This is a genomic window from Maribacter sp. MS6 (genome assembly GCF_056839185.1).
In genome coordinates this window covers 2,325,792-2,351,808 of sequence record NZ_CM166389.1, presented here as the reverse complement: position 1 = coordinate 2,351,808, position 26,017 = coordinate 2,325,792, and the positions used below count along the sequence as shown (strand labels likewise).

Genomic DNA, 26,017 nt, shown 5'->3' with positions numbered 1-26,017 from the left:
TTTTGAGTAAAAATACATAATCCCCCTAGGTATTGAATGTTAGGCTTGAGCTCCGCCTAAAAATTTTCTTACTTTAGCAGTTGATGAAGAAACTAAGGGTTATTGAACTTTTTGCCGGTGTAGGCGGGTTTAGATTGGGACTGGAGCAAGCTAAAAACTATGAGGTCATATGGAGCAACCAATGGGAGCCCAGTACAAAAGCACAACATGCTTCAATGGTCTACGAGGCGCGATTTGGAAGTGATAATCACAGTAACGAAGATATTTCGCAAGTGCCAACCACCCATATTCCCGATGCCGATATACTAGTTGGCGGATTTCCTTGTCAAGATTATTCCGTGGCAACCACGTTGCAAAACTCCAAAGGCCTAATAGGAAAAAAAGGGGTGTTATGGTGGAGTATTCATCGTATATTATCGGAACATAAGAACCCGCCAAAGTATTTGTTTTTGGAAAATGTAGACCGCTTGTTAAAATCACCCTCCAACCAACGTGGACGAGATTTTGCGATAATGCTAAAAAGCTTGGATGAACTAGGTTATGCCGTTGAATGGCGTGTTATCAACGCGGCAGATTACGGAATGCCGCAACGAAGAAGACGTGTTTTTTTTATTGGCTATCATAATACCACCCAAGCCTATAAAGCCTTAAAGAAATCCGAGAAAGAAGATTGGATTCATAAGAAAGGAACATTGGCAGCCGCTTTTCCGGTCCAGACTGTTTCCTCCAATGTAAATACGTTTTTCATCACCGATGATTTAGTGGAACTTTCAAAATCCTTTAATGTGGGACAAAAGCTGTCCCCATTTCAAAATAGTGGCGTATTTATTAACGGTACGGTATATACAGAAAAAACAAGCGCGGCCTTTGACGGAAAACGTACGGTTTTAGGAGATATTCTTGAAACAGGGGGGGTGCAGGAAGAATTCTATATTTCTCCCAATGATTACCCCAAGTGGGACTATTTAAAGGGAGCTAAAAAAGAAGTGCGGACTGCTAAAAGTGGATTCACGTACAACTATAGTGAAGGGGGAATGATTTTTCCAGACGCCTTGGACAACGCCTCCAGAACCATTATAACAGGGGAGGGCGGTAAATCACCTTCCCGTTTTAAACATGTTGTTCACTATAACAAACGTTTACGACGTTTAACACCGGTAGAATTGGAAAGGCTAAACATGTTTCCTGACAACCACACTAAATTAGAGGGTATCACTGCTACTAAGCGTGCCTTTTTTATGGGAAATGCCTTAGTTGTTGGCGTGGTAGAGCAAATTGGAAATGCCCTGTTTAAAAGAATTAATTCTTAATCCCTTGTCTTTAAAAAGCAATTTTAAAACCGATTTAAAAAAGGAGCAGAAGCTTGCGATGCTTTTAGACCAGTATTACGCTAAAAACCTAAAACACTATAATTTTAAAAGAGTACATGACCGGAAGCGACAGTTTGAGGGTATTGACCTCCTCTTTACCCATAAAGAAAAAGGTCTTAGCTATGCGATAGACGAAAAAGCCCAATTAGATTACATCAACGAAGACTTGCCAACATTTGCTTTTGAGTTGTCATACATGAAAACAAATGTCTTAAAAAAAGGATGGTTTTATGACCCATCCAAGCAAACGGAATTTTATTCGCTTATCACCGGAATTTATGCTGATGCACCCAATGCATTTACTAGCTGCAAAATAACCTTGGTCAACCGAGCAAAACTAATTACCTATTTAAACAGGAAAGGAGTTACAGAGCTACACCTAAAAAGTATAGTTAATAACCATGAAACAGGACACGGAAAACTAAAACTAAATGAACTTGACGATAGAACAGAGGGCTATCTTTATCTATCATCAAACAATAAGGCAGAACAACCAATTAATCTAGTTCTGCGATTGAGTTTTTTACTGCAAAACGGCTTGGCGAAGCGTCTTGCTTAAATGTCCTTATAAACCAGATAGTCTGTTTATTACAAGTAAATCTGATTTCCATGCCCTATTTTGCTAGCTATAGGTATTATGAAGCTTTTGGACGGAATTACAGCTATATAATTTAAAAAGATAAGCTGCTTAAACCGACTATATGGTTTAATGTGTTGTTCTGTTTCCTAATTATATTTATAGAACGGACTTGTTGCAATAATTGGTGCGTGAATAAGGTATGTATGAACTCTAAAACGTAAATTTTATAGGATTACAAAAGTTAAGTTATTGTAAATCAGCACTAATATTTGATTTTTTAGTTTTTTATTATTATATTATTCGCTATGGTACAAGTAGACAAAACGGAAAATACAGAGTTTTTAGAAAAATCAATTCATCATTTAGAAGCTACTGGATTTGAAAACATAAAAGCGGATATGGAAGGATACGAAACCCCAAAATCTTTCACTAGAAAAGGAGCCGATTCTAAAATAACTCCGGATATCGTAGCGATGAAAAACGGTAGAAAATATTTTTTTGAAATCAGTTTAAAATCAGAAAAACCCAGTTTGCTCAAGTCAAAATGGTTGTTCTTGGACACCTTAAGCAGAATGCGATCTAATCGTTTCAGGATTATAACTACCAGAGGTCATTATAAGTTTACCGATATGATGTTGGAAGACATTAATCTAAGCAACAAAACACCCATTAAGATTTAGACGTGTTTTTAACTAAGCGCCTACCCTTAAAACAACTTAATAAAGCAAACTAATGTAATTGTTTATGTCTCTTTTAGAATCATAGCGATATGGGGTATGCCATCTTCCAAATATCCCTCTCCTGTTTCTTTAAATCCTAAGCTATTGTAAAAAGATGTAAGATAGGTCTGCGCAGAAATTTTAATAACTGTTTCTCCTAGTCTTTGTTTGACTGCCTGTATAGATGCATCCATAATCACTTTTCCATAACCATAACGTCTTTCGCCTTCGGCAACGACAACCCTTCCAATGCTAGCTACTTTAAAATAATCCCCTGATTTAAAAATTCGGGTATAGGCAAATACGTTTTTGTTTTTAGTGCCAATTACATGTAATGCCTTTTGGTCTTTACCATCTAAATCTTGATATACACAATCCTGTTCCACAACAAAAACCGCTGAACGCAATTGAAGAATGTTGTAAAGTTCGGTTGTATTGAGTTCTTCAAAAGTTTTTACAGTTATATCCATCTCTAATCCTGTACAATTATCTGTTTGTTGTCACATTTACCAAATTCCGGTTGAATGTTTACGTGGTTTATTCCATGGCTATGGAACAATTCTTCTTCTATTTCTTCCAAAATAATATCGAACTGTGAAAGCCGTATATCTTCTTTGAAATCGATGTGCGCCTCTAAATGTACCTCGTCTTCGTTCAATTGCCAAATATGTACGTGATGTACATTTTTAATAAATTTCATCTTTTTTATAGATTCAACAATGTGCTTTACCTCTATACTATTAGGGGTAAACAACATCAATACTCTTGTTGCGTTTTTTAAAAGATCGTATCCCATGTAGATTAAGTAAATAGCAATAGCCAGCGTTAGTGTTGGATCTACCCAATACCATTTTAAATAAAGCATTAACAATCCTCCAACAAAAACTGCAACCGAAGCCATCATATCTGTTAATAAATGCAGATACGCAGATTTCATATTCATATTGCTTTTGGCTTCCTTTTTTAATAACAATACACTGAAACCATTACCTGCTATAGCAATTAAGGAGAGCCAGATAACAAGAGTGGATTCTATTTCCTGCGGATTAATAAAACGTTCTATGGCCTCTTTTATCAAAATAACGGCCACAACAATTAAAGAAGCAGCATTAACAAAAGCCGCAATAATCTCTGCCCGCTTATAACCAAACGTTTTATTGGTCGAAGCTTCTTTTTTAGAAAGCACCGTAGCTACATAACTCACCATAAGCGAAATAACATCACTAAAATTATGGAGAGCATCGGATAAAAGGGAAAGGCTTCCAGATAATAAGCCTCCTATTACCTGCGCTACGGTAATAACAATATTCAATACAATGGAAATGACTAGATTTCTACCTTTTAAATCTGGATGTGAATGTCCGTGGTTATGACCAGAATGTGAGTGTTCCATATTTTTTTATAAAAATAGGTAGATTAGTATGCAACCCGGTTGCATTCTTTACAAGTCCCGTTGGCCAAAATATAAAGATTATCTATCTGTATACTATTTGTGGCTTTGAACACAGGTAAAGAAGTTATAGGAACACAGTAAAGAAGTTTACAATTGATACATTTTAAATGAGCGTGTAGATGGGCATGATTATCCTTAGCGCAGTCTTCTGCACATAATGCATAATTTTTAATTCCATCATCCGTGACTACACTGTGTAATATTCCTTTTGATTCTAGTAATTGTAGTGTTCTAAAAACAGTAGATTTTTCTGTAAAAAAAAGTCTATTTACAACCGCATTTAATGAAAAGGCATTCTTATGTTCCAAAAATAAACGAAGAACTAAAACTCTATTTGGTGTTGGTGCTATATTTGCACTGGCCAACAATATGTGTTCTGATTCTTGGTACATTTCATCTAATTACAAGCCATTTTTTCTATACGCCTTTCGTGTCTTCCGCCTTCAAATTCAGTATTTAAAAAAGTAGTAACCATTTCCAAAGCTTGTGGTAGTGAAATAAAACGTGCAGGGAGGCTTAAAATATTAGCATCGTTATGAGAACGAGCTAATTCTACTATTTCCTTTGTCCAACATAATGCAGAACGTACTTTTTGATGTTTGTTCGCTGTCATAGAAGCGCCATTACCACTACCACATATAATGATACCAAAGGCTACCCTACCTGCTTCCACATCTTTTGCAACAGGATGTACAAAATCTGGATAATCTACACTATCGGACCCATCGGTACCATAATTGGTTAATTCTACGTTCATAGATTTCAATAAACCAATAATCGCTAGTTTATACTCTGTGCCTGCGTGATCATTACCAATAGCTATTTTCATATTAACACGTTTTAGTTCAGTCAGATGGGGTAACCGGTATCAAATGTACGATTTCCAATAGTTCACCACAAGAAATAGACTATTCACAACATTATATTTACATGCAACTTTAAAGATTGTTAATTAGTCCTATCAAGTTCCTGTTAACTATGTGAACAAGTGTTAATAACTAAAGAATTTTATATTTGCTAAATTCTATTCTGTTCTGCTTACAATGTTTCCACTTCAAAAACCAAAAAACCTTTAAGAACTAATCAAGTACTTCTAAAGAAATTAACAACACTAGTGAACATAATTTACGGATAAACTTATCAGTAATTCTATGTTTAAACGGGTTATTAACCAATACTGATAACTATTTTAAATTTCTGATTATCAAACTATTTTGGTATTGGTAGTCTGTGAACAAGTGCTGATATCTCATAAAACCAAGTAAATTCAACTTTAGTTATAGTTACTATTAACAAACTATAATAACCATCAATAATTTAAATTAATTTCAAAAAAAAATGAATAATATGATATTACTGTTGATAAGCTTGCAAATAATAAGGTGAGCTTAAAGATTTGAAATAATGGTAGTGGAATATAATTCGTAATTTTCCGACAAATAAAAATTTTAATGTCAAAAAGAAATAAAAAAGCAAGAAATCATAAAACAAATGAAATTACCAAAGGAATTTTTACAGTTTTAGAAAAAGAACCAACTAAATCCTTTAATTATAAACAGATTGCGGCAAAGATAGGTGTTACGGATACCCAAGATAGGAATACATTAATAAAGCGCTTAGTACAGTTAAAGGAAAAAAGACGAATTAGAGAGGTAGATAGAGGTAACTATCAGGTGCTAGAGGATACCAAAACATACCATGAAGGTAAAGTGGATATAACTGGTAGAGGCAATGCATACATTGTTGTTGAGGGAATTGACGATGACGTTTTTGTTTCAAATAATAAAATAAACAAGGCATTTCATAAGGATATTGTTGAAGTCTATATATACCCTAATAAAAAAGGAAAAAAATTAGAAGGGGAAGTGCATAAGATTATCGAAAGAAACAAAACCGCTTTTGTTGGTATTGTTGACATGCAAAAAACTTTTGCTTTTGTAAGAGCGACCGATTATAGAATGTATACTGATATTTTTGTATCTAATGATAAACTAGGTGGAGCTCAAAATGGAGATAAAGTAATCGTAGAAATTACCGATTGGCCAGATGATGTTGGCTCTCCTTTTGGGAAAATAACAGAAGTTTTAGGTAAACCAGGTGAACACAATACCGAGATACATTCCATTTTGGCCGAATATGGACTGCCATATGAGTTTCCGGTAGAGGTGGAACGATTTGCCGATGCCTTAGATACAAGCATAAAAGAGGAAGAGATTAATAAGCGTAGGGATATGCGAGAGGTTTTAACCTTTACGATAGACCCAAGAGATGCTAAAGATTTTGATGATGCACTTTCTTTTCAACTGTTACCTAACGGAAATTATGAAATAGGAATACATATTGCCGATGTATCTCATTATCTTAAAGAAGGTACGGTATTGGATGATGAAGCATATGAAAGGGCAACCTCGGTATACTTGGTAGATAGGGTAGTACCTATGTTACCTGAGGTATTATCTAATAATGCATGTTCTTTACGACCTAACGAAGAAAAGTACACCTTTTCTGCAATTTTTGAATTGGATAAAAAATCAAATATAGTTGAGCAATGGTACGGGAGAACGGTTATAAATTCCAATGAACGTTTTGCTTATGAAGAAGCGCAACATATTATAGAAACGGGTAGTGCTACTATCCCTGCAGATATAAGCATAAGAGGTAATACCTATACGGTAAATGAAAATGTTGTAGAAGCTATACTTGTAATGGATAGGTTAGCAAAAATAATGCGTGAAAAGCGAATGAACCAAGGTGCATTATCTTTTGATAAAGTTGAGGTTCGCTTTAACTTAAATGAAAATAATGAACCTGTCAGTGTTTATTTTAAAGAAGGAAAGGATGCTAATAAGTTAATTGAAGAGTTTATGTTGTTGGCCAATAGAAAAGTGGCCGAGTTCATTGGAAAACAAAAAAAGACTTTTATCTATCGCATTCATGATGATCCAAACGAGGATAAGTTAATAGCCTTGAATGGCATTGTATCACGGTTTGGTCATAAACTTGATTTTAAGGATAAAAAATCTATAAGTGCTTCCCTAAATAAATTATTAGAGGATGTAAAGGGTAAAAAGGAGCAAAATCTTGTTGATACCCTGGCTATTAGAAGTATGAGTAAAGCAATTTATACTGTGAACAATATTGGCCACTATGGTTTGGCATTTGATTATTATAGTCACTTTACTTCACCAATACGTAGATATCCAGATGTTATGGTACATCGCCTCTTACAGCATTATTTAGATGGTGGTAACAGTGTTAAGGAAGAAGTGTATGAGCAGAAATGTAAACATTCTTCTGACATGGAATACTTAGCATCAAGTGCAGAACGAGACTCTATCAAGTATATGCAAATAAAATTCATGCAAGATCACGATGACAAGGAATTTGTTGGTGTAATTAGTGGTGTTACAGAATGGGGTGTGTATGTGGAGATTATAGAGAATAAATGCGAAGGAATGGTTCGTATCAGCGACATCAAAGGAGATTATTATATATTTGATGAGAAAGAGTATGCCATCGTAGGGGAACGAACAAAAAAAACCTATCAACTTGGAGATGAGGTAATTGTTATGGTTAAGAATACAGATTTAGTTAAACGTCACTTAGATTTTGCGTTGATTGGTAAAAACGAATAGTTGTCTTTGGAATAGAATTTGATTTAAATTTTAATGTAACCAAATGAAAAGAACTGTACTTATAATGAGGTAAGTGGGGTATTTTTTCAAGTAAACATACGAAATGAAACAATTTTTAATTCTTTGTTTTCTTTTTGGAATTCAATGTGGTGTTGCTCAGGAAAACGAGGTAACCATAACCTTAGATGATTTCAAGGAAATTAAGGGATTTGATGGACTATCCATTAGTTTGATAAAGTCTACGGAGAATAAAGCGATCATCACTGGGGAAAATACCAATAAAGTCGCTATTGTGAATAATGACGGGGTACTTAAAGTACGAATGCAAATTGGTAAAATTTTTAGTGGCTACCGTACTTTTGTCAGTATTTACTACAAAAGTAAATTGGTGGTTATAGATGTCAATGAGGATGCGCGGATTACTAGTGAAGAATATTTAAATCAGGATATTCTAGAACTAAAGGCACAGGAAGGTGGTGAAATTAGTATATCTGCAAACGTGGAGCAAATGCTAATTAAGTCTGTTTCCGGAGGTGTAATTGAAACTAAGGGTACTGCAGAGGTGCAAGATGTTCAGATTAATACCGGAGGTATTTATCAAGGCAAAGAAATGAAAACTGAATTTTCTACTATCAATGTTAATGCGGGTAGCCGGGCAGAGGTTTATGCGAGTAATTACGTAAAGGTAAATGTTAAAGCTGGGGGCGAGGTGTTGTTATATGGTAAACCAGCTAAGGTTGATGAGAAAACTGTGTTTGGTGGGAATATAAAGAGAATGTAAGCGATTATGTTTGAGGATATACAGGCGGCAATACCCTTAGGCTTTTTATTAAGCTTTATGATTGGCCCTGTATTTTTTGTTTTGCTAGAAACTAGTGCGCTAAAGGGGTTTAGGGCTGCACTTAGTTTTGATGTTGGAGTGATTATAGCAGATATACTTTTTATTTTAGCTGCTTATTTTAGTAGTTATCAATTGCTTGAAAACCTAAGCAATCAACCTGGTTTATATGTATTTGGTGGTGCTATTCTGCTGGTTTACGGAATCACTACATTTTTTAAGAAAGGCCTTAAAACAAGAGCAAACACTCCTATAAAAACGACCAAAGGCGATTATTTAGGACTGCTGTTAAAAGGCTTTCTATTAAATTTCATTAATATTGGCGTACTTATTTTTTGGTTAGGAGTAATCATTATTGTAGGGCCATCCTTGGATAATCAACCTTCAAGAATTAGAGTGTTTTTTGGCGCTATGTTGGCATCTTATTTCATAACCGATTTATTTAAAATACTGCTAGCTAAGCAATTAAAAAGAAAATTAACCTATGATCGTATACGTTTGGTCAAAAAGGGAGTAGGAATTATTTTGGTAATTTGCGGTGTTGTATTGATCGTTAAAGGCTTCTTACCCAAAGATCAGTTTACTATTGAAAAGGGAATAGAAAAGATTGAGGGAATTACGGAATAAAAAACCCAGCAATATTGCTGGGTTTTTAAAATATGAAAAGCTTCTTCTAATTTTTATATTTGTCATTTAACATCTTAACGACTTCATCGGTAAGGTTGTTGGCTTCTTTGCCGTAAAGGACACTTCCGCCTTCACCACCACCAAGAATATAACTATAACCATTAGCCTTGCCGTAGGCTTCGACTTCTCTTTTAACATGGTTTACAACACTATCCATCTGAACCTGACCTTCAGATTGTAGTTGTTGGTCTTCTTGTTGTAATTGTTGTCCAATAATTTGACCTTTTTGTTGGAAAGCAGCGTATTCTTCCTGTGCCTTTTGTTGGGGCATGCTCTGCGCTTTGGCTTGGAAAGCCTGTGCTTCTAATTGAAAAGCTTGAGATATGCTATCTCGTTTTTTCGTTAACGCGTCTGCCTTAATTTTAAACTGGGCCTCAACATCAATTTTTTCTTGATATTCGTTCATCAATTTAACGTTGTCTACGTAACCTATCTTTTCTTGTTGACATGATATAACAGTAAGAAATACCAGTCCAAGGATAATTTTTTTCATGTTCTTAATTTTAGAGTAGCGCAAAAATAACAAAGCTTTTATTAGGTACTGGTTTATTTTTGTTTTTTATATGAACAATTGAAGTTTTTATTTTTTACGAGACTATAAGTATTATTGATGTAAATTTTGTTTAACATAGGGTTTAATGATAATTTAGAGGGTATAATAGAGCGATCTAAACAATTTTTAAATATTTATATACCAATAACATTACTAAATAGGATTAAATCTATTAAAAGCGCTTATTGTTGTAATTAGCTCTTTTTGAGGATATAAATATGTGAGGAATATTCTTTTGTTCGTAAACCGGAAAGGTTTGATGCTAATCCCCTAAAAAATCCGGAGACATAGTGGTTCTTGCCATTTTTATATTTCTCGGATAAAAGGGAGACATAAAAAGAATCGAACCACATTGGTTTGGTACGCACTAGTTTTAAGTTGTAGGGTTTAAAAAGTTTGGTAATGGATGTTTTAGAAAAATGCCAAAGATGTCTTGGTACGTCATACGCGGCCCAATGCTGTTTATAAAATTTGGCGTCATAGGATTTGAAGTTAGGTACTGCTACTATAAGTGTTCCATTGGAATTAAGTAGGTTACATATAGAGGAGATTTGTTTGTCAAGTTCTGGTAGGTGCTCTAGTACGTGCCATAATGTAATAACATCGAAAGTGCCGTCGGGAAGTTGTGTAATGTTAGAATAGAGGTCAATAGATTTTAAACGGGCCTTATTTAGTGCTGTTTGGCTTGGTTCAATACCAGTGACTTTCCAGTTGGATTGTTTTGCGGCTACTAAAAAATCTCCAGTGCCCGCCCCAATATCTAATAGGGTTCCTTTGCTTGGATGTAGTGTATTTAGCAGCTTTATTTTACGTTGTAAACTAAAGTTCTTAACCAGTAGGTATAAACGATCAATAAAGGATGTAGGAGTGTCTGAGTGTGATATGTATTTACTACTATGGTAGTAGGATTCCAGTTTAGTGGGTACTGGTTGCGTGACTAACATGTCATAGGTAGGATCATGAATAAGGTTAAATGCTTCATTGGAATAGAAGTAGTCTTTCGTATGAAGATAGGGTTCCATGATTTGTTGTTAACTCACTTTTTAAGGATGCTAAGATAGAAGAATAAAACAATAATTGTAAATGTTAGTAACGAAGTTATGGCTGGGCTGTATGGGGTATGCGGTAGGTATTATTAGAAATATGAAGAACAGTTAATAGCAGAGGCTATATTTAACTATAAACTTAGTTGATTATAACGTCTCCACTAAAAGAAAAGGATTGCATGTTCCACGTGGAACATGTTTTATTTATCTTCCAAGGTAAACCAATAGAACACTTATATCGCTTGGGGTTACACCACTAATCCTAGAAGCTTGTGATATGGTTACTGGCTGTATCGCAGTCATTTTTTCTCGTGCCTCAAAGGATAGGGATTTTAGTTGGGAATAATCAAAGTTTTCTGGAATCTTAACGTTTTCTAATCGCTGGAGTTTATCTGCGTTAACGCGCTCCTTTGCAATATATCCTGAATATTTGACTTGTACCTCTGTCTGCTCTAAAACTTCACTGTCTATATTTTGACTTTCTACATAAGATGAAACGGAGTCTAGGGTAAGCATGTGTTCCATAGTTACCTTAGGTCGAGAAAAGGATTTGAACATTTTATCGGACTGACTCACAAGGGCAGAACCTACACTTTCTAAAATAGGATTGATATCATCTGGGAGTACGCTTGTCTGTTTGAAAAAGTCGACAAAGGCGTGAGATTTAGAGCGCTTTTCTTCCATACGTTTTAAGCGATCATCGCAGGCAAGTCCAATTGCATGCCCCATAGGAGTTAAGCGTAGGTCGGCATTATCTTGGCGTAGTAAGGTTCTATATTCTGCTCTTGAAGTAAACATTCTATAAGGCTCTTCTGTACCTTTGGTGATAAGGTCATCAATAAGCACGCCAATATAGGCTTCATCACGTTTCAGAATAAACGGAGCCTTTTCCGTTATTTTAAGATGGGCGTTTATCCCCGCCATAAGCCCTTGTGAGGCCGCTTCTTCATAACCTGTAGTACCGTTTATTTGTCCTGCAAAATATAGGTTTTGAATAAGTTTTGTTTCTAAGGTATGTTTTAATTGGGTTGGCGGAAAGTAATCGTACTCTATGGCGTAGCCTGGCCTAAAGAATTTAACCCCCTCAAAACCCACTACAGAACGGAGTGCTTTAAATTGAATATCTTCAGGCAAAGACGTTGAAAAACCGTTGACATATACCTCCACTGTATTCCATCCTTCGGGCTCTATGAACATTTGATGACTGTCCTTGTCTGCAAATCGGTGTATTTTATCTTCAATAGACGGACAGTACCTAGGGCCAATACTCTGTATTCTACCATTGAACATTGGCGAACGGTCGAATCCCTCTCTTAGTAAATCATGAACTAACGCGCTAGTATGGGTCATATGACAATCACGCTGAGTTTCTAAAACTGTAGTGTTCGTGTAGGAGAATTTTTCTGGTTTTGCATCCCCTGGTTGAATTATCATTTTGGAGTAGTCCAACGACCTACCATCAACACGTGGCGGGGTTCCTGTTTTCATCCGACCACTTTTAAAGCCGAATGACACCAGTTGCTCTGTAATTCCTGTAGCGGCCTTCTCGCCGGCCCGACCGCCACCAAATTGTTTCTCCCCTATATGAATTAAACCGTTTAAAAAAGTTCCGTTAGTTAAAACTACAGCTTTGGCTTTTATATCTATTCCTAAAGATGTACGGACACCTACAATACAGTCCTGCTCCACCAAGAGACCAGACACCATTTCTTGATAAAAATCTACATTAGGAGTTCGTTCTAGCATTAATCGCCATTCTTCTGCAAAGCGCATACGATCGCTTTGTGCTCTCGGGCTCCACATTGCCGGCCCTTTTGATTTGTTAAGCATTTTAAATTGAATGGCAGATTTGTCGGTCACTATTCCGCTATAACCACCTAAGGCATCAATTTCTCGTATTATCTGTCCCTTGGCTATTCCCCCCATAGCAGGATTACAGGACATCTGGCCAATGGTTTGCAGGTTCATGGTAACCAAAAGGGTTTTAGAACCCATATTTGCGGCAGCAGCGGCAGCTTCTGCCCCTGCATGACCCCCTCCTACCACTATAACATCATAATTTTCTCCGAACATAAGCGTTATTGTTCCACGTGGAACATTTTTATTTTTTCGTTTTCTTTAGCGCGCATCTCAACAATCTGATCTTTCTTTTTGTCTTTGTATTGCATTAAATGTAACAACCCATGGCTCATTACGCGGAGCAGTTCCTTTTGGAAAGATTCATTATAGCTTACGCTATTTTCTAAAACACGTTCTACAGAAATATAAATATCTCCAGAAAGCATTTTTCCAACCGTATAATCAAACGTGATGATATCTGTATAATCATCATGCTGCAAATACCGCTGATTGATGTTAAGTAAATAAGCGTCGTCACAAAAAATATAATTCAAATCACCAAGGGTGTACCCTTCCGAAACACATATATTGGCTATCCAGGCTCCGTGTTTTCTTTCGTCTTTTAGTTTAAATTCGGTTTCGTAATGAAATTCAGTCATTGCTCTTAAAGTACGCTTTTACCTTGTTTTGAAAATTTTGCCGCAAAGGTAAGGCTTGCTTATTTAAAATCTCGACTTCATTTCGATAATTCTCTAATAATGAGGGCTTAGTCGATATAGGATTTGTAAAGTCTTTTTCATTGGCTTCACTCTCCCGCTCCTGTTTTTTCCCTTGCTTTAACGCAGCGTTTTCCAGCTTTAAAAGTTCATACTGTATCGTGTTCGCTTTGTTGATGGTGCGTTGGGTGATGCCATTTTCCAAAAGGTCGTTTTCAAAATCTTCCATCTGCCGTATGAGCTTTTCTCCTAATTTACGGTCGCCATTGTTAAGCATGTTTTCCAATTGCTTTTCCAACTCTTGCCGTATGCGTTGTTGTTCTTGATAAATTTCATAAATTTCCTGAAGTTCAGATTCTGACATTCCTTGTCCGGTCCTTCCGTTTTCACCCTCACCGTTCCCTTTACCTTGCCCCTCACCATTCTCGCCATTTTTTCCTTCTTTACCTTTTCCACTCTGTTCACTCGTTCCTTCAACACTTTCACCGTCTTGGCCATTCTGTCCTTCCTTTCCTTCTTTTCCGTTTTCCCCTTGTTGGCCAGATTGCCCCTCTTTGCCTTGCTTTCCCTCTTGTCCCTCTTGCCCTTCCTTTCCCATTTTTTCGCCAAGAGACTGCTGTCCTTTAATAATGTCGGGTAATTGAAATCCTTGCTCACCATCTCCCTCTCCTTGCCCAGGCTGCATGCTTTGGTTCATGTTCTCCAATATTTTCGCTAAAAAATCTGCCAAACTATTGGACGCGGTTAGGACGTATTTTTGATAGGAGACTCCTTGGTACATTTGCCCTTCTGCCATGCTCTCCAAGGATTTATCTATATTATAGTAGACCTCGTTAATTTGTTCGTTTACAAATTCAGAAAGTTCAGCTTGCCTAAGAGATAGACTAAACAAACTATCATCTACATGCTCGAACAAGCCCCTAAGTTCTTTTTGATCACGAACAGTAGCCCCATATTGCGAAACATCGTCTGGGTCTTGCTCGCTAAGCTTGTCAAAGAGGCTTTCTTGATTAAAGGAGAAAATAACTAGGTTGTCTAAAATTTGTCGCAGCATCTCCGCGTCTTCTGCCACAGAGGAACTGCTGCCACCGCCAGCGGAAGACTCACTCAGCGCTTCGCTCATTTCCTTCATTTTCTGCGCCGCAGACTTTTGGTTCTTCTTTGCGTTTGACGCATTTTTTTCCATCTTTTCCGAATCCGAGGACTGTTCATTACCTTGGTGTTTTTTAATTTCTTCCAAGGCCTTTTCTTGGTTCTCTTTTACACCTTCTTTTTTCTCTTCACTAAGGTTTAAATCAACAGGTTTTTTAAGCTCTTGGTTATCTTTTTGCAACTCCTGTAATTCTTTGGCTAGATTTTCAAAGTCTTTGTTTAATTTTCCTTGCTCTTTTTCTGAAAAATCTTGACTTATGTTAAGTTCTGAAAGTATTTCTTGTAGCTCTGCCAACTTCTCCAAATCCTTGGCCAATTGTGCTGCTTTTTCGGTAATATAATACCGTTTGGTAAGCTCCACTAATTGCTCCAAACTGCGTTGAGAATTCTTTTGTTTTTTTGCAACATCTTCTAATTTTTTAGAGAGCTCCTCTTTGTTTATTTTATCCGCAATTTTGTTCAGCTCCTCTAATAGCTTTTCGTTCTTACGGGCTTCTAGTTCTTGGCGCTCCAGCCGCTCCCGTAAGAGTTGGTTTAATTTATCGTCCTGGTCGGTTTTATTCAAGTTTTCTTTTAGCTCTTTACTAAACTTTTGCATCAGCTCCTCTTGGCGTTCCTGTTTCTTAAGAAAATCCTTAACCTGATTCTTATCGTTAAAATTTAGACTGTTTTTTTCTTTCTGTTGCGTGTTTAGTTCTTGAAGCGCATCGTTCTGTTCCTTAGCCTTTTCCAAGGTCTTATCTAGATTATCGATTAAATTCTGTTGGGACTCTAACTCTTTGTTTTTCAGTTGTTTATCATCAAAAAGAACTTGCCTAAACACCTGACTTTTTGTGCTTTTACCTTTCCGTATACCATCATTATCAGTTACTAAAAAGTAGAACGCATAGTCTTTACTTGCATCAAGCGCCAACCCAGAAGGAAACGTGTAATAGAACTGAGTAAAATTATTTTCTCCTTCTGTTATGGATATGCTGGATTTAGAAGCCTCATCTTCAGTGTTGTAATACACTAACTCTACTTTGGCAACGCCATAATCGTCTGCGGCTTCGCCTGAATAATAAGAAACATTTGGATTTAACGAGTCCACAACCTGAACAACGTTTACCGTTGGATATCCATCTTTAATAACCTTAAACGTGTAGTCTAATTTTTCATAATCGGTTACGTTTTTGTTAGAAGTGGTAAGTTGATACTCTAGATTTTTATACACGCGCTTGGATAGATTAAATGCATTTGCGTTTTTTGAAAAATATAGGGCGGTATCGGAGGTAACTAAACTTATGTTTTCTGTATCTGCACCCATAATTTCCCAAGTCACCGTGGTCCCTTCTGGCATCAAGGCATTCCCTGTACTTTTCAAGGTCTCGTTGGGTTTCTTCAAGTATGTTGGGTAGTCTAGTTTGATGTTGAAATCTACAATAGCAGGAGCCTTTAAGGCAACAAGGTTGTATGCGCGCGAGTTCACATCGTTTGCGTTAAAACTAAATACCGATGAGCTTACCGGTGGGGAAAGTGTGTATTGATAAGTTCCGTTATTTTCTTGTAGCAGAATTTGTTTGTCGTCCAATAAGAGATAAACATTTTCAGGTTTAACTGCCCCTTTAGTGACCACTTTAAAGGTAAAGGATTCACTTTCCATAACGGTAAGGTCGTTTGATAGCAACTCGAATTGAAAAGGTGCGGGCGGTTCATAGGCTAGGTCATAGTTCACCACACGCTTATAGGATCCAAAAAAGGAATTCCAATTACCGGTGACCCATAGTATACCGACAAAAACCAAAGGAATAATTGTGTATTTTCCGTAACGTATTGCATCTTTATAAGTGATGGCATTGGAAAACGGAATAGGCCTTAATTGTTCTGAACGCTGGTCTATACTGGCTAGTAGTAATTCCGATTTTTCCGGATTATCTGCAAGATCTAACAAGTTGTAAAGCTTGTCACCAACGTTTGGAAAATGTGTTCCGATCAAGATAGCTGCATCTTTGGGAGTAATTCCCTTTTTTACCTTGAACAGATAAAACAGCGGGGTAAGAATGTAGGTAAAAAGCAAAAAAAGCTCGGTGCATATAAAGAGCAGGAGGAGTATTAATCTACCTGTAGAATTTAACCAAAGGAAGTACTCAACACCCATAACGGTTAAAAAGAAAAGTAAGCCAAAAGCTAGAAATAAAAGTGCGCCCTTTATTAATTTTTGGGTATAATGCTTGTTAATGAACGCGTTAAGTTTGTCCAGTATGTTGTTGTAAGTGCCCAATTTGAACTATATTTATTACCAAGATACTTCATATTGAATTTTTTGAATTAGAAAATACTGTTAAAAGCGATGTTATGAGAGATTTAAAGTACCTAGCCGCATTGACATTGCCGCTTTCAGCTATCGTTAGCTTCTATTTTAAAGAACAATGGAGTTTTTTTACACCCTTCTATGCTTTTGTTATTATACCAATTTTAGAGCTCCTCCTACCTCATGACACCAGTAATTTAGAAGGGGATGAACGGGAGAAAAAAAAGAAAAGCAAGCTCTTTGATTGGATGCTGTATTTTAATCTTCCCTTAGTTTTTGGTCTTCTAGGGTATTTGTTATATGATGTTTCTACCTATACCTATCAAACTTACGAATTGGTAGGCTTGGTGCTTTCTATGGGAATTGTTTTGGGGACCAACGGAATTAATGTAGCGCATGAGTTGGGTCACCGCGACAACATGTTGCAACGGACGTTTGCAAAAGCACTACTACTGCCCTCTCATTATATGCATTTTTACATTGAACACAATTTTGGACATCATGCGCATGCTGCAACTGCAGAAGATCCGGCCACAGCAAGATATAACCAGTCCGTATATTCTTTTTGGATTAGCTCTACGTTTAGACAATATGCTAGTGCTTGGCGGCTTCAACAGCAATTGTTACAACGAGACAATCTGTCTTTTTTGTCCTTTAAGAATGATATGTTCTGGTATACCCTAATACAGATTGGCTATTTAATAGCGGTGTTTTCTATTTTTGGTGCTCTAGGACTTTTAATTGCTTTTTGTTCTGGCGTTGTTGGGTTTTTGATGCTGGAAACCGTCAATTATATTGAGCACTATGGTCTTATGCGAAAAAAATTACCGTCTGGTAGATATGAACGCGTACGTGAAGTACATTCGTGGAACAGTAACCATGTAATTGGACGCATTGTATTGTACGAGTTAACGCGTCATAGCGATCATCATTTTAAATCTTCCAAAAAATATCAGGTATTGGACTATCATGATATTTCGCCACAAATGCCCTATGGATATCCAACGTCCATGGTCCTATCTTTTGTTCCTCCTTTGTGGTTTAAGCTGATGAACCCGCGCATTCCTAAGGAAATGGTGTTGACTACATAGTACATTTGTTTCTAGTCTTCATTACTATCTGATAGACACACACTTTTCTACTCCTAGTGCATATGCTATCTTTGTGTTTTAATTTTTAGCTATGAGTCAAAAAGTTCGTGTTCGTTTTGCACCGAGTCCAACGGGACCCCTACATATTGGTGGGGTTCGCACCGCCCTGTTTAATTATTTATTTGCCAAGAGGCATGGCGGGGATTTTATTTTAAGAATAGAAGATACCGATCAAAACAGATATGTTGAAGGCGCCGAAAGGTACATTGTAGATGCTTTGGAGTGGTGTGGGATTCCTTTTGATGAAAGCCCGGAAAAACCTCAGGAAAAATTTGGACCTTACCGCCAAAGCGAACGTAAGCATTTATATAAGGCGTTTGCTGATGAGTTGATAGGAAAAGGAAAAGCATATTACGCTTTTGACACTTCAGAAAAGCTCGATTTTCATAGAAAAGACCATGAGGCAAAAGGCAAAACGTTTATCTATAATTGGCATAACCGACTGAAGTTGGACAATTCACTTTCACTAATGCCAGAGGAAGTTGAAAAACGTTTGGCCTCCGGAGAAGATTATGTGATTCGTTTTTTGACACCTCCGGATGAGAAAGTCCACCTTAAAGATATTATTAGAGGAGATATGGAAATAGACTCTAATGTGTTGGACGATAAAGTTTTGTTCAAGAGTGATGGTATGCCCACCTATCATTTAGCAAATATAGTAGATGACCATTTAATGGAAATTTCCCATGTAATACGGGGAGAAGAATGGCTTCCATCCTTGGCACTTCACCAGCAATTATATGATGCTTTTGGCTGGGAGGCACCTAAATTTGCGCACTTACCTTTGATTATGAAACCTGTTGGTAAAGGAAAATTGAGCAAGCGCGATGGCGAAAAAGGAGGCTTCCCTGTATTTCCATTGTCTTGGAATGAGTCTATAGGATATAAAGAGACAGGTTTTTTTCCAGAAGCGGTTGTTAACTTTTTAGCCCTTTTAGGGTGGAACCCAGGAACAGAACAGGAACTATTTAGTTTAACGGAACTAGTAGAAAACTTCTCCTTAGAGCGGGTAAACAGGTCCGGAGCGCGTTTTGACCCAGAAAAGACCAAGTGGTATAACCAACAGTATATGCAGTCTAAAAACGACGACGAGTTGGCCGCTTCATTTTTAATCGAATTAAAGAAGCGTTCTAACATAGATGAGAACAAGAGGGGCACTGATTATGTAGAGCAAGTAGTTGGTTTGATAAAGGAAAGAGCTACGTTCGTTTCTGATTTTTGGGAGCTAAGCGATTATTTCTTTGTTTCACCGACGTCATACAATGAAAAGGCCGCCAAGAAGCAATGGAAAAAGGGAACAACAACTATTATGACTCAATTATCAGAGGTATTAAAAACACAGACTGATTTCACATCTAAAGCGCTTGAAATCAATGTAAAATCTTGGATAACGGATGCAGAACTCTCTTTTGGAAAAGTAATGCCTCCTTTACGTTTAGTACTTGTTGGAGATATGAAGGGCCCTCATATTTTTGACATTATGGCGATGATTGGCAAAGAAGAAACCTTGGATCGAATAGAGAAAGCAATAGCTGCTTTAGGTAAATAAAATCAAAAACCCCTACTCTTCTCCAACGTGCTTTTTATAAAAACCCCAAACTTCGTGCGCCACATCTCTACCCAACTTTAATCCCGCTACGTTATCGGCCTGAATATGATACCCACCTAAAACCCTTGAAATACCGGCCATTTCGGCTGTTTCGGTAAAAGTTGGAAAGCTAAGGGTAATGGTATCGCCTAGTTGATTAGGTTCCGTCATGGCTCCGGCAACTAATTCCGCTTCCGAACCAAAGATTTCACTTCCGGTCCATAATTTTAATGCCTCTGCACAGCCACCGCTAATAGTGCTATGACCAGAAGTATAACTTGGAAATGGCGGACATAAAAAGGTGTCAGGAGAATAGGGTCTCCACTGCGAACCGTCCATTTCTATCATGCCTTTGTCCGGGCCTCCCCATGCAGTTATCGTTTTCCCTTCATAGTACTCGTGTACCAAAGCATAGGGTCTTGCATAGTCATAGTACATTTTGGAGTCCCAAGAAGCTATAAACGCATCCATGGCCACTACTTGATTATAGAAATACATTTTTACATCCTGATTTAAGGTATGATTATCACGCCTAGAAACATCTTGTGCGAATTTTAGCCAGTGCCCCGCTTGCTGCACGGACTGTGGCCCATCTCGCATAAACTCTACGAGCGCTTTTTGGTAATCGGTTAGGTTGCCTTGCATTTCAACCACTTCCTTAACTTCTTCTTCTAGTTGCTTGGAACCTAGCATGGGTGGTGGCCCGGGTCTAAACTGGGCACCCGTTTTTAGGGCAATCGGCGTAACTTTATCCCAAAAAGGCGTAAGACATGCTGGGGCAAAGGTACCGCCTTTCCCGTCCGAGAAATATTTGGGTTGCCATCTATTGATGTCAACATTGGAATCTGCAGAATTTACCGGTTCGTAGCCCACATAGTTAAAATAAGCCTCCCCATTGGAGCCCTCTTCTTCTCCATACTGATTTGCACCGTCATTTTTCCGTGCTGCTATTACTGCTTTGGCAGCTAAGTTTCCAATTCCCTCCGGTGTTGTTGGGTCTAAACTGTTATTGTTGGGGTCAAACCCTAGTTCTTTCATGAAATTAGCAAACAATTCGGTGTCGGAATAATAGTATTCACTCATCGCCCTAAACGCAGCAAAGCTAATGGCTATTTCTTTGTTTTTTAAGGTGTGTTCTTTGGCAGGACGTTTGGTGACCCCAGCTAAATAGACGGGTGTTGCTTTTTCATCATACATAGCCCACGCATCAAAAACAGAAACAGAGATTAACCCCAAATACCGCGATGTTATAGTGGGTCTCGGCTGAAACCTTTCCGTATCATTGGCAGTAGCTGTTAATGCCATTTGACCCCATTGGTAGGCAAGGTTTTCTGACCCCATTGGTTCAGATAAGCCTGAATCCACTTTTTTTGTTTGCTGCTTACAATTAAGAAGTAGGGTTGCTCCAAGGAATAAAAGAACGATTTTTTTCATGGTCGTTTTTTCTAATTACGATAACTATGGTATTCTAGCGCGCAATTTATGAAATTTCAATAGTTTAAAAAACCACGAATTGGTTTAAGAGTAGGTTTCAGTATATCTAAAATTTCTTTTTTGATGAACTTCTTTGACCTAGGTACTGATTTTGTCAACTAAGGGCGTCATCATTATTCGCCAAATAGCATTTTAAAGCATGCGGCATCATCTAGCTTGTCCCTTTCTATGGGAGCATAGAACCGATCAAGAAATGAGGCTGCAGAACTCCATGAGGTATGCATCATGCCTTTAATATGTTGAGCCGTTTGTTCATTTGAATTTTTTCTTAGGTTTTTAAGAAGCGCCATTTGTTCTTTGGCAACAGCCCCATTGCGCCAGGAAGAAGTGGCGACATCAAACCCTTTTAAAGCAAAATAAGCCGCAGTGGGCTCTGCACGTTCGTAGTGCCAGTCGCAAATCATAATATCCTTGGGAATCATGTCAATAGCACGGTGTGTGTTGTTCATACTGGCTTCCCACATTCCAAGCCCCGTAGATTTGCCATTGAGCAAACGATCGCCCCAAACCCATAATTTTGTATTGGTTTCTTCCAAGTGGTTTCTTATTTTAGTGAGTTCCCCTGCAAACAGTTCTGCCTTATCCCTGCCGCTACAACGAGGACATTCTTCTTCTCCAATGTAAAAAACCTCATCCATTCCGGCATGGAAATCTTTCGCTTGAAAAGCAGCAACAATTTCATCTACCAAGTCAAAAACAACATCATGTACTTTTGGGTGTAAGGGGCAATAACTTTTGCAGTAAAGCCCATCTTCGTTAGGCCATTTATATGCTTCTGGTAATTGTACGCTAGGCGTTTCATCAAATTCAGGATAGACTTGAAGCAACATTTCCAATTCAGAGTGCCAAGATTGATGTCCTAGCAAATTTATTTGTGGTACAATACGAATATTATGTTTTTGGCATGCGGCTACTAGCTTGTTTACCTCATCTTGAGAAAGTCCATTTTTCCTTGCCAATTCTGGGTGAGACCTATACTGATAGTTATAATCTACGCGCAGTACTAATGTATTAATGGCCCTTGGTGCCAGCTCTTTATCTATAAATTTTACGAAGCGGTCTACATTTCCATTATCTGGTGCAGAAATGGCGAGTCCTCTTAAAGGGAGAACATCATGCTGTGCAATGGAAAAAAAACAGATAGAGATGGCGGCAATGCTAAGAAGTGTTTTTTTCATTTTGGTTTATAGTTTAAGTCGAACATGTGATTTAGATAATAAGGTGGCGAAACCTATCATTGCAAAAGCCCAAAGCAAAGACCCAGAAACGGCAAGCCAAGGCATTTCGCCCTGCTTGTAAAACAGTATGTTCAGGTTAAGCCCCCAAATAGTATAATACAAAATATCGGGGGCCAAATAGGTGGTTAAGGAATTTTTTCCTGCGGGAAGAAACGGACTACTCCAACGATGCCATTTTTTAACGTCGAGCATATAAAACAAGAGGGCAAACACCAATATACTTATACCGTTGCACAGCATTACCCAGGATGGCGTGCCCATAAGCTTAGAAATTATGAACCACTTCCTTAAAATGAAACCCAGTGCGATAGCACCCAAACCAATAGGTATACTGAAGCTTAAAAAGCGCTTATAATCTGCTTTGTTTTTCTTTAATAGTACCCCAATGAGCAGGCCAGAGAGCACAATAGAAGGCACATTTCCACTTACTAGGACCCCTAGAATGGGATTCAGGGGGTTTAGAAAAACAGTATAGGATGTTTGTGCTAGAATATTTAAGACAATAAACACAAACCAAACGCCCACAATTTCCCATATACGATCTTTGAACCAGAAATAGGTAAGTGCCGACACCAAATAGGCCCATCCAATTAATCCAAGTATGCCCCACCAACTCGTACTCATCCATCCCGGGTTTTCCAGCGTTCCAGAACGGTATAGTATGGCTAGTACCACAAGGCCTAAAACACCAATGACTTTTAATATTTTAAAAAGGAAAGCATAGGCGGACTTTCTTGGGTACTTGTTCCAAATTAGGAAAACAGAAACGTAGACTAAAACAAGCCACAAATTCTTATTAATTCCCGTTAACTCTTCATTATAGTCGGTTCCATTGACGATAAAAACTCCAATCAATAGTAAACTAAAGGCTCTAATGAGGATATGGGCAAACAACTTCATATTCGACTGACCCAGTTTTTCTCTCGCCATAAATGCAAAAGGAATAGAAAGCCCCACCATAAATAAAAACCCAGGAAAAACCCAATCGGCTAATCCCATCCCATCCTCCCCTATACTGGTGTGAACTAACCACTTTGGCACGCCAGGGGTATACAAATCGTTTACAAATAGCATTAAAAAAAGGGTAAGCCCTCTCATAATGTCGATAGAAGAAATTCGGTGGTTTTCTATTAACATAGTTCTATGGGTTACACGATTTTTATTACCGATTATAATTAAATTAAGACGACCACCTTGTTGCTCGCCAAGTCGATTGCTCTGTTTTCGAAAGGAATGTCCAGACTACTATACGACTAGATTTATTACCAGTTCCCATGGGTATTGTTTTGAATTCGGTTGTTTGGGCATTTTTTAAACTTTTATAAATTCTCTTTAGATTCGACGCTGCGGAAACTAAGGTTGAAAACCAAAAGCAGTGTTTAGAGAACTGTGCACTTTCTCTGATCATGTTCTGAATAAATTGATACTCTCCACCGTCATACACCAGCTCATTGCTAACTCCCGAAAAATTGAGTTCAGGGTTTTTCACTTTCTTCCCAGACAGATTTTTTATTTTCCTTCTGCTTCCTTTTTGTGCTTCCTCTATAGAAGTATGAAAAGGAGGGTTGCATACGGTGATATCAATTTTATCTTCTGTGTGGAGCACCCCTTCAAAAATATGGGCTGGGTCTTTTTGTAATCTACAGTCAACCTTGTCTTTTAAAACTTCATTTGAATTGATGATGAGCTGTGCCGATGCAATCGATTTTGAGTTAATATCAGAGCCTATAAAACGCCAACCATATTCCACAACACCTAGAATTGGATATATACAACTAGCGCCAATACCAACATCTAAACATCTGATGTTTTGTCCGGTGGGGATATTACCAGCATTGGTTTCTGCCAGTAAATCCGCTACATAATGAATGTAATCTGCTCTACCCGGGATGGGCGGACATAGGTTGTCATTCGGAAACTCCCATACTGTAATTCCGTAATAATGGTTTAGGAGTGCTTTGTTTAAAAGCTTTACCCCCTTTGGATTTGAAAAATCGATAGATTCCATGCCAAATTTATTAGGACGCACATAGTTTTTTAATTCAGGCACAACGGCAACTAATGCAGATAGGTCATAACGCTCTCGGTTCTTATTACGAAGGTGTAATCTGGATTTTTCTTCTTTTAGTGATTTGGAAGACATGATTTCGGTTGGTTTCAGGAAATTTCGTTATTTACCTCCTCGAGGATTAAAACTAGTCTTTTTTAAATTGGATAGATCGCACGTGTATTTTTTTACCTTCTGATCCTTCAAAGACGAATGCCATCGGAACCATAATTCTATTCATATTTGCTGTTTTAAACTGATTTGTTTTAATTTCAAAGAGTTTCCAGTCCGTTGTTAGGTCTACGCTAACTCTTGATTCGCTGCCATCAGGAGGGTCGTTTGTGTCTTTCATTGCTATCTCAAAAACCTCACCCCCAACTTCACCCTTCATTTCAAGAAAAACGGTTGAATAAGTAGAGAAATCCATTTCGTTAACCCTGCCGTATAAAGCGTCTACTAGAAAATAACAAGACCCCCAATCATATTGGTTTTCAGGGTACATAATAGTTAAGTAATCCTTTTGCGTTGAGAAATGATTGGTGAAGACGCCAGAGGCTGCATAATTTAGGCTAAATGCCGTGGGCACCTCGCCATTTGTTAAAAGGCTTACAAGATCTGCATCTCCAAAGGAAAATAACACGCTACTTAATTCAAGCTTAGTTTTTTGGTCAAATACGGTCGTTGTATTTTGTATCATTTCTACGAGCTTTTCTCCCATTAAAATTTGTTCTTCATAGGGTTTTATGAAGAACGCCTCATTCTCTGCCAATTCTAAAATAGCAAGGGAGCGATCGTTCCTTAAAATTTCTAAGAATTTATCAGCTACCACAGTAAAATCGCCAGCCATCCAGGGCTCTATGAAAATCCTTCCACCATTGTTTTTTAGGTTAGAGTTCCAATCTTGCTCTAACTTTTTGCAGGTTTGATTGTATTCCGTTTCTTTGGTTTTTATTTTCTCGGCATTTGTGAAGTATGTGCTTAGTAATAAAGCCAAATCGGTGCCCTGTATCTTTCCAAAGTAGGCTGAGTTTTTTAATGACTCGAATGCATTTAGATTGGAATTGAATTGTATGGTGTTCAAAATATTTTGATACGTAAAGTTTATGTATGCAGCCTCTACAAGCTCAATTGATGTTTTAGCTGAAGGGACATAATAGCTTTGAATAGAATCCACTTTTGTTACTACGTTAGCCCTTGCCGTTGACAATAAGCTTAGCTCTCTAATATCTGATTTCACTCCGTTAGCTATGCTCATTAAAACATCATTCAATTCAGCTTTTTGAATCTTTTCCTCGTTCCAATTGTTAATCTGAAGCGCAATTAGAATTCCAATGACCACCAGAACTATTTCTCCCAGGGCGTACTTGAAATATTTTGTAGTCTGTTGCTGTTCAAGGAGCCTGCGCCTGATTTTTCTAAAAAACTTTATCACGGGTTGGTTTTTAGCCATAAGGAATAACGATGGTTAGGAATTAGAAACGAAGGCTTCTTGGGCCGCCTGTTCCAACCCAAAAGGAATATCGCTATCGCATAAATGAAAACTGGGGAAACATCTTAAAAGTAAGCAAAAGCTGGGAGTTGCTTATAAATTGATCATTTTTGGTCTGTTTTATGTACAAAT

General features: G+C 37.6%; 22 protein-coding genes. 8 read left to right on the top strand and 14 right to left on the bottom strand.

What is annotated here, in order from left to right; genetic code table 11:
- The first annotated feature begins 83 nt into the window (after nucleotides 1-83).
- From dcm to MS6x_RS10290, 3 genes are all read left to right on the top strand, one after another.
- Entirely contained in the window at nucleotides 84-1,310 is a 1,227-nt protein-coding gene (dcm, locus tag MS6x_RS10300) for a DNA (cytosine-5-)-methyltransferase (RefSeq protein WP_482601683.1), read from the top strand.
- Nucleotides 1,282-1,929, top strand: coding sequence for a hypothetical protein (locus tag MS6x_RS10295; protein WP_482601681.1), 648 nt, complete (start codon nucleotides 1,282-1,284; stop codon nucleotides 1,927-1,929). Before dcm ends, MS6x_RS10295 begins: the two co-directional genes overlap by 29 nt.
- A 326-nt stretch (nucleotides 1,930-2,255) precedes the next feature.
- On the top strand, nucleotides 2,256-2,630 hold the full coding sequence (locus MS6x_RS10290; RefSeq protein ID WP_482601679.1) for a hypothetical protein: 375 nt from the start codon (nucleotides 2,256-2,258) through the stop codon (nucleotides 2,628-2,630).
- A 62-nt stretch (nucleotides 2,631-2,692) separates the two neighbouring features.
- Here MS6x_RS10290 and MS6x_RS10285 read toward each other — a convergent pair whose 3' ends face one another.
- The 4 genes from MS6x_RS10285 to MS6x_RS10270 are packed head-to-tail and all read right to left on the bottom strand — an operon-like array spanning nucleotide 2,693 to nucleotide 4,951.
- On the bottom strand, nucleotides 2,693-3,139 hold the full coding sequence (locus tag MS6x_RS10285) for a GNAT family N-acetyltransferase (protein ID WP_482601677.1): 447 nt from the start codon (nucleotides 3,137-3,139) through the stop codon (nucleotides 2,693-2,695).
- 2 nt (nucleotides 3,140-3,141) lie between these two features.
- Complete coding sequence (locus tag MS6x_RS10280; protein WP_482601675.1) at nucleotides 3,142-4,062, bottom strand: cation diffusion facilitator family transporter; 921 nt, start codon at nucleotides 4,060-4,062, stop codon at nucleotides 3,142-3,144.
- Between the two features lie 23 nt (nucleotides 4,063-4,085).
- Nucleotides 4,086-4,514, bottom strand: coding sequence for a Fur family transcriptional regulator (locus tag MS6x_RS10275; RefSeq protein ID WP_482601673.1), 429 nt, complete (start codon nucleotides 4,512-4,514; stop codon nucleotides 4,086-4,088).
- A gap of 5 nt (nucleotides 4,515-4,519) precedes the next feature.
- Nucleotides 4,520-4,951: an RpiB/LacA/LacB family sugar-phosphate isomerase gene (locus MS6x_RS10270; protein WP_482601671.1), complete on the bottom strand. Its 432-nt coding sequence runs from the start codon at nucleotides 4,949-4,951 to the stop codon at nucleotides 4,520-4,522.
- Between the two features lie 622 nt (nucleotides 4,952-5,573).
- Between MS6x_RS10270 and rnr the strand changes: the two genes are divergently transcribed.
- From rnr to MS6x_RS10255, 3 genes are all read left to right on the top strand, one after another.
- Nucleotides 5,574-7,757, top strand: coding sequence for a ribonuclease R (gene rnr / locus MS6x_RS10265; protein ID WP_482601669.1), 2,184 nt, complete (start codon nucleotides 5,574-5,576; stop codon nucleotides 7,755-7,757).
- 103 nt (nucleotides 7,758-7,860) lie between these two features.
- Nucleotides 7,861-8,538: a head GIN domain-containing protein gene (locus MS6x_RS10260; protein ID WP_482601667.1), complete on the top strand. Its 678-nt coding sequence runs from the start codon at nucleotides 7,861-7,863 to the stop codon at nucleotides 8,536-8,538.
- 6 nt (nucleotides 8,539-8,544) lie between these two features.
- Complete coding sequence (locus tag MS6x_RS10255; RefSeq protein WP_482601665.1) at nucleotides 8,545-9,222, top strand: LysE family translocator; 678 nt, start codon at nucleotides 8,545-8,547, stop codon at nucleotides 9,220-9,222.
- Nucleotides 9,223-9,268: 46 nt separating this feature from the next.
- On the opposite strand, the gene MS6x_RS10250 is transcribed toward MS6x_RS10255, so the two are convergent.
- The 5 genes from MS6x_RS10250 to MS6x_RS10230 all read right to left on the bottom strand — a co-directional run bounded on the left by MS6x_RS10250 (nucleotide 9,269) and on the right by MS6x_RS10230 (nucleotide 16,848).
- Nucleotides 9,269-9,775 (bottom strand): OmpH/Skp family outer membrane protein, encoded by a 507-nt coding sequence (locus MS6x_RS10250; RefSeq protein WP_482601663.1) that lies wholly within the window; start codon nucleotides 9,773-9,775, stop codon nucleotides 9,269-9,271.
- A gap of 254 nt (nucleotides 9,776-10,029) precedes the next feature.
- Nucleotides 10,030-10,857: a class I SAM-dependent methyltransferase gene (locus MS6x_RS10245; RefSeq protein ID WP_482601662.1), complete on the bottom strand. Its 828-nt coding sequence runs from the start codon at nucleotides 10,855-10,857 to the stop codon at nucleotides 10,030-10,032.
- A 228-nt stretch (nucleotides 10,858-11,085) separates the two neighbouring features.
- The gene (mnmG, locus tag MS6x_RS10240) at nucleotides 11,086-12,954 is read right to left on the bottom strand and encodes a tRNA uridine-5-carboxymethylaminomethyl(34) synthesis enzyme MnmG (RefSeq protein WP_482601661.1); all 1,869 of its coding nucleotides are present in this window, start codon (nucleotides 12,952-12,954) and stop codon (nucleotides 11,086-11,088) included.
- Nucleotides 12,955-12,959: 5 nt separating this feature from the next.
- On the bottom strand, nucleotides 12,960-13,379 hold the full coding sequence (gene ybeY, locus MS6x_RS10235; protein ID WP_482601659.1) for an rRNA maturation RNase YbeY: 420 nt from the start codon (nucleotides 13,377-13,379) through the stop codon (nucleotides 12,960-12,962).
- A complete protein-coding gene (locus tag MS6x_RS10230) occupies nucleotides 13,372-16,848 on the bottom strand; it encodes a hypothetical protein (protein WP_482601657.1) in 3,477 nt (1,158 codons plus the stop codon). Before MS6x_RS10230 ends, ybeY begins: the two co-directional genes overlap by 8 nt.
- 74 nt (nucleotides 16,849-16,922) lie before the next feature.
- Here MS6x_RS10230 and MS6x_RS10225 point away from each other — a divergent pair, with 74 nt between their 5' ends.
- The gene (locus MS6x_RS10225) at nucleotides 16,923-17,969 is read left to right on the top strand and encodes an alkane 1-monooxygenase (protein ID WP_482601656.1); all 1,047 of its coding nucleotides are present in this window, start codon (nucleotides 16,923-16,925) and stop codon (nucleotides 17,967-17,969) included.
- 91 nt (nucleotides 17,970-18,060) lie between these two features.
- Nucleotides 18,061-19,578, top strand: a complete 1,518-nt coding sequence (gene gltX, locus MS6x_RS10220; protein WP_482601654.1) for a glutamate--tRNA ligase — start codon at nucleotides 18,061-18,063, stop codon at nucleotides 19,576-19,578.
- Nucleotides 19,579-19,590: 12 nt separating this feature from the next.
- Here the strand turns inward: gltX and MS6x_RS10215 are convergent, their stop codons facing one another.
- The 5 genes from MS6x_RS10215 to MS6x_RS10195 form a co-directional block, all read right to left on the bottom strand.
- Nucleotides 19,591-21,051: a vanadium-dependent haloperoxidase gene (locus MS6x_RS10215; protein WP_482601652.1), complete on the bottom strand. Its 1,461-nt coding sequence runs from the start codon at nucleotides 21,049-21,051 to the stop codon at nucleotides 19,591-19,593.
- A gap of 173 nt (nucleotides 21,052-21,224) precedes the next feature.
- Nucleotides 21,225-22,289, bottom strand: coding sequence for a family 20 glycosylhydrolase (locus MS6x_RS10210; RefSeq protein WP_482601650.1), 1,065 nt, complete (start codon nucleotides 22,287-22,289; stop codon nucleotides 21,225-21,227).
- A gap of 6 nt (nucleotides 22,290-22,295) precedes the next feature.
- Nucleotides 22,296-23,486: a DUF418 domain-containing protein gene (locus MS6x_RS10205; RefSeq protein ID WP_482601648.1), complete on the bottom strand. Its 1,191-nt coding sequence runs from the start codon at nucleotides 23,484-23,486 to the stop codon at nucleotides 22,296-22,298.
- Nucleotides 23,487-23,529: 43 nt separating this feature from the next.
- Nucleotides 23,530-24,492 carry a 23S rRNA (adenine(1618)-N(6))-methyltransferase RlmF gene (gene rlmF / locus MS6x_RS10200; protein WP_482601646.1) on the bottom strand — a complete coding sequence of 321 codons (963 nt, stop codon included), beginning with the start codon at nucleotides 24,490-24,492 and terminating at the stop codon, nucleotides 23,530-23,532.
- Nucleotides 24,493-24,544: 52 nt separating this feature from the next.
- The gene (locus MS6x_RS10195; RefSeq protein ID WP_482601644.1) at nucleotides 24,545-25,846 is read right to left on the bottom strand and encodes a DUF6090 family protein; all 1,302 of its coding nucleotides are present in this window, start codon (nucleotides 25,844-25,846) and stop codon (nucleotides 24,545-24,547) included.
- Nucleotides 25,847-26,017 lie beyond the last annotated feature (171 nt).